Here is an 8,271-nt window from a genome sequence, read left to right as displayed (position 1 = left end):
CTGCCAACCTGGCCAGCCTGTGGCTGCAGCACGAGTTMGTGCAGTCGCTGGTCGACGCCACGCTGCGTGATACCCCGCTGCCGACCGGCGCGGTCGGCGTGTTCGGTGGTTTCGCCACCGCGGCGAAGGTGCTGTCGGGCGTAGTCACGCTGGGCGCGTCCGGCCTGCTGGCCTGGGTCATCCGCCGCTTGATGTCGCCCAAGGTGCGGCAAGAGTTCGTCGCCTGAGGCGCTGCGGCCCCACGGCCCGCGCACCTAGGAAAGCCCGGCACCGCCGGGCTTTTTGCTTTTCAGGCCGCGCCGGCCGAAGCGAAGCCTTCGAGCACGTTGACCACGTTCACGCCCATTGCCGCCACCGCGTAGCCGCCTTCGAGCGTGAAGACCGTCGGCAGCCCGGTGGAGGCGAGGTCGAGGCCCACCCGGAGGTAGTCGCCACTGCCCAGCGTGAAGCGGGAAATCGGGTCGCCTTCATAGGTGTCCACGCCCAGCGCGATGACCAGCGCGTCCGCGCCGAAGTCTTTCACCCGGTGCAGCGCTTCCATCAACGCATTGCGCCACTCGACGAAGCCGGTGCCTGCCGGCAGTGGCAGGTTCAGGTTGTGGCCAAAGCCGTCGCCTTCGCCTCGCTCGTCTGCGTGCCCCAGGAAGAACGGGTACTCGGTGCGCGGGTCGCCGTGGATCGAGATCGTCAGCACGTCCGAACGGCCGTAGAACAGGCTCTGGGTGCCGTTGCCGTGGTGGTAGTCGACGTCGAGCACCGCCACACGCTTGGCGCCGCCGTCGCGCAAGGCCTGAGCAGCGAGCGCTGCGTTGTTCAAGAAGCAGTAGCCGCCGAAGAAGTCGGCACCGGCGTGGTGGCCGGGCGGTCGGGTCAGCGCCACCGCGGCGCGCGGGGCGTTGGTGCCGACTACGGCGTGCGCTGCAGCTACCGCGCAGGCGGCGCCGGCTTCGGCGGCCGCCCAGGTGCCGGCGGTCAGCGGCGTGCCGGCGTCGTACGAATACAGCCCCATGCGGGCGGCGAAGTTCAGCGGCTCGATGTCGTGGCGGAAGCCGCGCACCGGCCAGGTCGAGGGCAGGGCGTCGACTTCGGCATTGGCCGGGTCCAGCGCCACCCAATCGGCCCAGGCGGTGGTCAGGAAGTCCAGGTAGCGCGGCTCGTGCACCCGCTCCAGCGTCGCACGCGCCACGGGCGCGGCTTCACGCAGCTCGCCCACCGGGCGCCGGCCCAGCTCGGCCAGCACGTGGTCCAGCCGGGCCGGCGTTTCGTGGCAGGGCACCAGGCGGCCGCGGAACATTTCGTGGCGGCCTTCGTGCAGTGCGTGGCGGGGGTTGGCAAAGATCAGCATCGGCGAAGCCTTTGTGTTCAAGCGTTTCTGGAGTGCAGGTCACCGTCGACATAGGTCCAGCGTCCGCTGGCCGGGTCTCGGATGAAACGGCTGGTTTCGTGCAGACGAAAGGCCCGGCCACCGAGCTTGCTGCGCGCAACGAACTCGACCGTGGCGTGGTCGGCGTCTTGCACCGCGTGGTCTCGCACCTCGAGCCCGAGCCATTTCAAGCCGGGCTCGTCGGGCTCGAGCGTGGCAGGCCGCGTGCTGGGGTGCCAGGTGGCCAGCAGGTAGTCGGTCAGGCCGAGTACATAGGCGCTGTAGCGCGAGCGCATCAGCGATTCGGCATCCGGYGCTTCGAATTGCGTGGGGCCGTGGTGCCAGCGCGCGCAGCAGGCTTCGTAGGTCAGCGGCTGCTTGTCGCGGCCCAGGTGACCGCAGGGGCAGGGTGAGGACATGGGCTGCATCTTGCCGCAGTTGCGCGCCTACCCGCGCGGGCTGAACGTGCGCGGGAAGACCACCGCCGAGGTCCGGTCCAGCAGGCGGTAGCCCATGGCCGGCCGGTTCGATGTCCCGTCGACGTGGCCTGCTTCGGCTAGAAATCCGGCCGCGAGCATGCGGGTGCGAAAGCCGCTCTTGTCCAACGGCCGGCCCAGCACCACTTCATAGACCTGCTGAAGCTGCGGCAGCGTGAACGGTTCGTTCAGCAGAAAGGCCGGCAGCGAGGTGTATTCCACCTTCGCCCGCAGGCGCTCGACCGCGGCGGCAAAGATCTCGCTGTGATCGAAGGCCAGCCTGGTCTTCAGCGCGCGATCCACGGGCAGCCAGGCCACGTCCGCCGCGTTGGCACCTTGGCGCAATTGCAGCTCAGCCCCAGGGATGAGCGCGAAGTAGACGTGCGTCGCCGACCAGCCCCGCGGGTCGCGTGCCCGCCCGCCCCAGCTGCCCAACTGTTCGAGGTACGGGCTGACGACGCCGGTCTTGTCCAGCAGCTTGCGTCGTGCGCAGGCCAGCAGGTCCACATCGACATCGATGTTGACGAAGCCGCCCGGCAACGCCCAGCGGCTGGGAAACGGCTCGCCGCTGTCGCCCGGCCGCTTGACCAGCAGCACTTCGAGCGTCTCGGCACGCACCGTGAAGATCACGATGTCGACCGTGGTGTAGGGCAGCGGGAATGTCGGCGGGGCTGGCGACTTGGCCGGTGCCATGGGCTTGCTGGTCATGTCTTCCTGGTCATTCGGAACGCGGCTGTGGTGATGTCGAGACGGCATGGGCGACGTCATCGCTTGACGGCCTGCAGTGTAAGTTGTATTGTCCAACTTGTTGTAAGTTGCTCAGAACAACTTATGGCCACAAATCGACGAAACAAGAATGACTTTCCGAGAGGGAGAACAACAAGATGAATACGAACAAGAAGAACAATGCGGGCCAGAATCGGCTCGTGTCGACCAGCAAGTTCCTCAGCCTTGTGCTTCGCCATCAGCCCGAACTGATCGGGCTTGTGCTGGACGAGGCGGGCTGGACGCCGGTGAACGAACTGCTGGCGAAGTGCGATGCAGCGGGCCATGCGCTCTCGCGTGAAGCGCTCGAAGAGATCGTTCGCACCAGCGACAAGCAACGCTTTGCCCTCAGCGAAGACGGCACCCGCATCCGCGCCAACCAGGGTCATTCGGTCCCGGTCGACCTGGGTCTGCCGCCACTGGAGCCACCCGCCGCGCTGCTGCACGGCACGACGAAGCGCTTCCTGCCGTCGATCCTGGCGCAGGGCCTGGCCAAGCGAGCACGCCACCATGTGCACCTGAGCGAAAACGCTTCAACCGCAACGGCCGTCGGTGCTCGCCGCGGCGAGTCCGTGTTGCTGAAGGTCGACGCTGCGCGCATGCATGCCGACGGGCATCTCTTCTACCGCTCGGCCAACGGTGTGTGGTTGACGGATGCGGTGCCGGCGCAGTACCTCAGCTTGGCGGAGGATCTGCAATGAATCTGCCTACAGCGAACTATCTGGCGCAAGCGGCCGTCTGGCCGGACGACGGCGAGCACATCCTGGCGCATCACGACGACGACACGATCATCGTCTACCAGGCCTACCGTCCAGCCATCGGGCGTTTTGCCATTGAGCATGGCCGGCTCAACGGCCCGGACTACAGCCTGAACCGGATGAGTTGGATCAAGCCAAACTTCCTGTGGATGATGTACCGCTCGGGCTGGGGCACCAAGCCGGGCCAGGAGGTGATCCTCGGCCTTCGGTTGCGGCGGGCATTCTTTGATGAAGTATTGGCAGCGGCCGTGCCCTCCAGCCACGATCCGTTGCGGCATGTCGATCGAGCCGAATGGCAGCAGGCGGTCGCCGCATCCGACGTTCGCCTGCAGTGGGACCCAGACCATGCACCGGACGGTTCGCGTCTGCCGCGTCGCGCTGTGCAACTGGGCCTGCGTGGCAAGACCTTGGCCCGGTTCGCGGACGAAGAGTTGCTGGAAGTCATCGACATGTCGCCGTTTGTTGAGGCGCAGCGCGCAAACGTCGAGGGTGATCTCACCGCGCTGATGACGCCGCTTGAATCTGTCTACGTCCCCAATCAAAGGGGCTAACGAATGAAGACACCCATACCAAAAGACTTGAATGAACTCCGCCTGCGCCATCAGGCCGGTGAAGCATTCCACTACCTGCACTTCTGGGGGCACCGCCCTCGCAAGGACGGTCAGGTCTCGTCCAGTTGCTTCAGCCAGTGGTTTGAGGCGCCCTTCGAGCTGGGTGGCCAGCGCTACCTCACGGCGGAACATTTCATGATGGCCGAGAAGGCACGCCTGTTTGGCGATGAAGCATCGTTGGCACGAGTACTGTCTGCCGCCAACCCGGGCGCAGCCAAGGCGGCTGGTCGACAGGTGAAGGGCTTCGACGAGGCCGTTTGGCTGGAACATCGTTTCGACATCGTGGTGCGGGCCAACCGCGCCAAGTTCGAACAAAACGTCGCCATGGCGAGCTACCTGCTTCAGACGGGAGATCGGGTGCTTGTCGAGGCTAGCCCGGTCGATGCGATCTGGGGCATTGGCCTGGCGGCCGACGATGAGCGCGCGAGCAACCCGATGCAATGGCGAGGGCTGAACCTGCTCGGCTTCGCGTTGATGCAGGTGCGCAGAGAGCTGAGCGCGACGTGACATCGGCCCCACAGCCGATGCCCCCACCGCTTGTCGGCGCTTTCGTACGCGAGGACAATAGCGACATCATGAAGAACACCGCAGCGATCAAGGCGAGCTTCGCCACCTGACACGCCTTTCGCTCGCGTTCGGAAGGCCGTGTGCCTTCCGGGACAAGCAACCCCGGCCAGGCCACCGCCTCCCGGGGTTTTGTTTTTTCTGGAGTTCAACCATGCGCACCTACGACAAGCTGATTGCCACGATTCGCACTCGCCGAAGCGTGAGCCTCTTGCTGCGCCCGTGCTTCGGCCGCATTCACCAACTTTTGCGCTAGCCCTGGCGATTCTTGCCAGGGCTGGCCCTTGCCAACCTGGCGGCGGTGCGCACACCATGAACCGTGCCGCCGACGAGAAAAGAATCGCTATGAACTCGACATCCACAAAGAGCGCAGGGCCGCTCCCGAGATCTTTGAACCCCCTTGGGGGGCGGGCCGGGCAAGGTCCGGACCTGGGGGCGCAACGAAACCTACGCAACATTGGCGTCATTGCCCATGTGGACGCAGGCAAGACCACGACCACCGAACGCATCCTGTTCTACACGGGCGAGAGCCACCGCATCGGCAACGTCGACACCGGCAACACCGTGACGGATTTCGATCCGCAGGAGCGCAAGCGCGGCATCACGATCAACAGCGCGGCGATCACCGTGCACTGGAAGGGCACGCAGATCAACCTGATCGACACGCCCGGGCACATCGACTTCAACATCGAGGTCAATCGCTCGCTGCGTGTGCTCGACGGTGCAGTCGTCGTGTTCGATGGCGTTGCCGGCGTGGAGCCGCAGACCGAAACGAACTGGCGCCTGGCGGACAACTACCGCGTGCCGCGCATCGCGTTCGTCAACAAGCTCGACCGTGTCGGGGCGGACTTCCTTCGCGTTGTCGCAATGATGGAAGAGCGCCTGGGCGTCCGTGCGTTGCCGCTGCAATTGCCGATCGGCGAAGAAGCAGGCTTCCGCGGCGTGGTCGATTTGCTGACGATGCGCGCGCTGCTGTGGGACCGCGACGATGCGACCGTGCCTTTCCGTGAAGACGACGTGCCGCCAGAGATGGCGGCGCTCGCGGCTGCACATCGGGCCCGGTTGGTCGAAGCGGTTGTCGAACACGACGATGCGGCGTTGGCTGCCTACCTGAACGGCGAGACGATCGACGTGGAGACCTTGCGACGCTGCATCCGTGCGGGCGCGCTGAAGAGTGCGTTCGTGCCCGTGCTGGCTGGCTCGGCTTTCCGTAATCGCGGCGTCGAGCCCCTGCTCGATGCGGTCGTGAACTACCTGCCAAAGCCTGGCGAAGCGGCTGGCTTCGAAGGCCAACCCGAGTCGGACCCGACGGGCCCGTTCGCGGCGCTGGCGTTCAAGCTGGTCAGCGACGACCATGGCTCGAAGACTTTCGTGCGGGTATACCGCGGCCGCCTGAAGCGCGGCGACATGGTGTTCAACGCGAACACCGGTCGCAGCGAGCGGGCGACGCGGCTGTACGAAGTGCATGCGGGCGACCACATCGAGCGTGACGAGCTGGTGGCGGGCGACATCGCCGCGATCGTCGGGCTGAAGGACACCTTGACCGGTCACACCCTGTGCGACCGGGCTCATCCGGTTCATCTGGAAGAGATCGTGGTGCCCGAGCCTGTGATCGACGTGTCGATCGAGCCGCGTCGGCAAGTGGACAGCCAGGGCCTGTCGAAGGCGCTGCAGTCCATGCTGCGCGAGGATCCGAGCCTGCACATCCGGCACGACGCCGAATCAGGGCAGACGATTCTTTCCGGCATGGGCGAGCTTCAGCTCGAGGTGGCGGTCGAGAACCTGCGTTCGCGTCACAGCGTGGACGTGGTGGTCGGCCGTCCGCAGGTCGCGTACCGCGAGACGATCACGGCGACGGCCGAGGTCCGCCACGTGCACAAGAAGCAGTCGGGCGGCCCGGGGCAGTTCGCCGACGTGCACTTGCGCGTGGCGCCCTTGCCGCGTGGCGAAGGCATCCGCTTCGAGAACCAGGTGGTGGGCGGCGCGATCCCGCGCGAGTTCATCCCAGCGGTCGAGGCGGGCATTCGTCGCGCAGCGCAAGTGGGCGTGKTGGCGGGCTATCCGGTCGTCGACTTTGTCGCGACCTTGCTGGATGGTAGCCACCATGAGCGTGACTCGTCGACGCTGGCTTTCGAGCTGGCGGCGGTGGCGGCCTTCCGCGAGGCAGCGGCGTTGGCATCGCCTCAGGTGCTGGAGCCGGTCATGGCCGTCGAGGTGATCACGCCGCAGGACTATCTGGGCGACGTGATCGGCGACCTGAACCGCCGCCGTGGCCATGTGCGCGGCCAAGGCCAACGCGGCAATGCTGCGGTGGTCGAGGCCCATGTGCCGCTGAAAGAGATGTTCGGCTACATCGGCAGCCTGCGCGCACTGTCATCGGGCAGGGCGCAGTTCTCGATGCAGCTGCATCACCATGCCACGGCGCCTGCCGGTGCCGTGGAACAGTTGGCCTGACAGCCAGGCTGTGAAGGCGCGGTCCAAAGCGGACCGCGCCTTTTTTCACCGACAGTCGCCGGGCCCTCTGGCAGACTCCTTCCCCTTTCGCCCGCTGTTTTCCGATGTCCARCTCTTTGATTGACTCTGCCGGCCATGTGCGCGCCGGCATCCGCGCCGCCACAGCGGGCCTTGTCGGCCGCGAGCAGCTTGCCGAACTGATCGTCCTCAGCGCGGTTGCGCAGGAACACCTGCTAGTCATCGGGCCCCCTGGCACCGCCAAGAGCGCGGTCGTGCGCCGTGTGGCCCAGGCAATGGGTGGGCGCTACTTCGAGTACCTGCTCGGCCGCTTCACCGAACCGTCGGAACTGTTCGGCCCGGTGGACCTGAAGAAGCTGCGCGAGGGCACGGTCGAGACCGACGTGACCGGCATGCTGCCCGAGGCCGACGTGGCCTTCCTCGACGAAGTCTTCCTCGGCTCTACCGCCATCCTTAACACCCTGCTCGGGGTGCTGAACGAGCGGCGCTTCCGGCGCGGCCACACGCAGATCCAGTGCCCGTTGCGGGTGTGCGTCGGCGCGGCCAACGGCTTGCCGGACGATGAAGCCCTGTCGGCCTTTGCCGATCGATTCCTGGTGCACCTGTTCATCGACCCGGTGCCCGACCATCAGCTGGAAGCCATGCTCGCCGGAGGCTGGCAGTCGGATCGGGCTGCGGTCGAGCCGCAGGCCGGCATGGGGCATTTCGACGTGCTGTGCGAATCGGTTCGCTCAGTCGATCTTGGCGAAGCACGACCTGCGCTGGCCCAAGCGATTCGCCAGCTACGCCAGGCTGGCATCCAACTGTCGGACCGGCGCATCGTCAAGTCGCAACGCCTGATCGCCGCCGCCGCGGTGCTGGCCGGACGCCTGGAAGCCACCGCCGCCGACCTGTGGCCGGTGTTGTACGTGCTGCCCACCCGCGAGGCGCAGAACAGTGCCCGGGACGTGCTGCGAGATTTGTTCGCCAACGCTGCGCACCCGCATCTGCTGAGCGCAGTGGAACAGGCGACGCTGCAGCCGCTGTCACGCGCTGCACGCCTGGTCGAAGCTGCGCAGGCCTGCTTGGGGCACGAGGCCGCCGATCGAGCCGCCCAGGCCGAAGCCTTGCTGCGTGAGATCGACGCCAACTTCTCTGCTGACACACTGCCGGCCGAGCTGGCGCCGTTGCGGGCGCAGCTCGCCGCGCTTCTCGTCGTGCCGGCGTGAGCCTGGCTGGAACGATAGGCTGGCGCTGGGTGCGCCGCGCGGAGGCACCGGAGC

General features: G+C 66.4%; 9 protein-coding genes. 6 read left to right on the top strand and 3 right to left on the bottom strand.

Translation table 11 applies throughout. The annotated features are described in order from the left end of the window. A partial coding sequence (locus tag AC1DYI_RS20545) for a hypothetical protein (protein WP_477205987.1) occupies nucleotides 1-227 on the top strand: 227 nt, incomplete at its 5' end. 62 nt (nucleotides 228-289) lie between these two features. Here the strand turns inward: AC1DYI_RS20545 and AC1DYI_RS20540 are convergent. The 3 genes from AC1DYI_RS20540 to AC1DYI_RS20530 are packed head-to-tail and all read right to left on the bottom strand — an operon-like array spanning nucleotide 290 to nucleotide 2,532. After that, entirely contained in the window at nucleotides 290-1,345 is a 1,056-nt protein-coding gene (locus AC1DYI_RS20540) for a histone deacetylase family protein (protein ID WP_477205986.1), read from the bottom strand. 17 nt (nucleotides 1,346-1,362) lie between these two features. Beyond that, entirely contained in the window at nucleotides 1,363-1,782 is a 420-nt protein-coding gene (locus AC1DYI_RS20535) for a YchJ family protein (protein ID WP_477205985.1), read from the bottom strand. A gap of 27 nt (nucleotides 1,783-1,809) precedes the next feature. After that, nucleotides 1,810-2,532, bottom strand: coding sequence for an NUDIX hydrolase (locus AC1DYI_RS20530; protein WP_477205989.1), 723 nt, complete (start codon nucleotides 2,530-2,532; stop codon nucleotides 1,810-1,812). Between the two features lie 191 nt (nucleotides 2,533-2,723). Here AC1DYI_RS20530 and AC1DYI_RS20525 point away from each other — a divergent pair, with 191 nt between their 5' ends. The 5 genes from AC1DYI_RS20525 (at nucleotide 2,724) to AC1DYI_RS20505 (ending at nucleotide 8,217) form a co-directional block, all read left to right on the top strand. Further along, nucleotides 2,724-3,305, top strand: a complete 582-nt coding sequence (locus AC1DYI_RS20525; protein ID WP_477205984.1) for an RNA 2'-phosphotransferase — start codon at nucleotides 2,724-2,726, stop codon at nucleotides 3,303-3,305. Then, nucleotides 3,302-3,913 carry a DUF4291 domain-containing protein gene (locus AC1DYI_RS20520; RefSeq protein ID WP_477205983.1) on the top strand — a complete coding sequence of 204 codons (612 nt, stop codon included), beginning with the start codon at nucleotides 3,302-3,304 and terminating at the stop codon, nucleotides 3,911-3,913. The genes AC1DYI_RS20525 and AC1DYI_RS20520 overlap by 4 nt, the downstream gene beginning before the upstream one ends. A gap of 3 nt (nucleotides 3,914-3,916) precedes the next feature. Then, entirely contained in the window at nucleotides 3,917-4,480 is a 564-nt protein-coding gene (locus AC1DYI_RS20515; protein WP_477205982.1) for an NADAR family protein, read from the top strand. A 486-nt stretch (nucleotides 4,481-4,966) separates the two neighbouring features. Next, complete coding sequence (gene fusA, locus AC1DYI_RS20510) at nucleotides 4,967-6,991, top strand: elongation factor G (protein WP_477205988.1); 2,025 nt, start codon at nucleotides 4,967-4,969, stop codon at nucleotides 6,989-6,991. Nucleotides 6,992-7,095: 104 nt separating this feature from the next. Then, entirely contained in the window at nucleotides 7,096-8,217 is a 1,122-nt protein-coding gene (locus AC1DYI_RS20505) for an AAA family ATPase (protein WP_477205981.1), read from the top strand. Nucleotides 8,218-8,271 lie beyond the last annotated feature (54 nt).

Source organism: Ideonella sp. P3_A4, from assembly GCF_056403075.1.
This window is presented reverse-complemented; position numbering and strand designations above follow the sequence as displayed.

Coding starts and splice junctions, on each gene's coding strand:
- AC1DYI_RS20540 (WP_477205986.1), bottom strand. CDS start 1,345: ATGCTGATCTTTGCCAACCCCCGCCACGCACTGCACGAAGGCCGCCAC.
- AC1DYI_RS20530 (WP_477205989.1), bottom strand. CDS start 2,532: ATGGCACCGGCCAAGTCGCCAGCCCCGCCGACATTCCCGCTGCCCTAC.
- AC1DYI_RS20525 (WP_477205984.1), top strand. CDS start 2,724: ATGAATACGAACAAGAAGAACAATGCGGGCCAGAATCGGCTCGTGTCG.
- AC1DYI_RS20520 (WP_477205983.1), top strand. CDS start 3,302: ATGAATCTGCCTACAGCGAACTATCTGGCGCAAGCGGCCGTCTGGCCG.
- AC1DYI_RS20515 (WP_477205982.1), top strand. CDS start 3,917: ATGAAGACACCCATACCAAAAGACTTGAATGAACTCCGCCTGCGCCAT.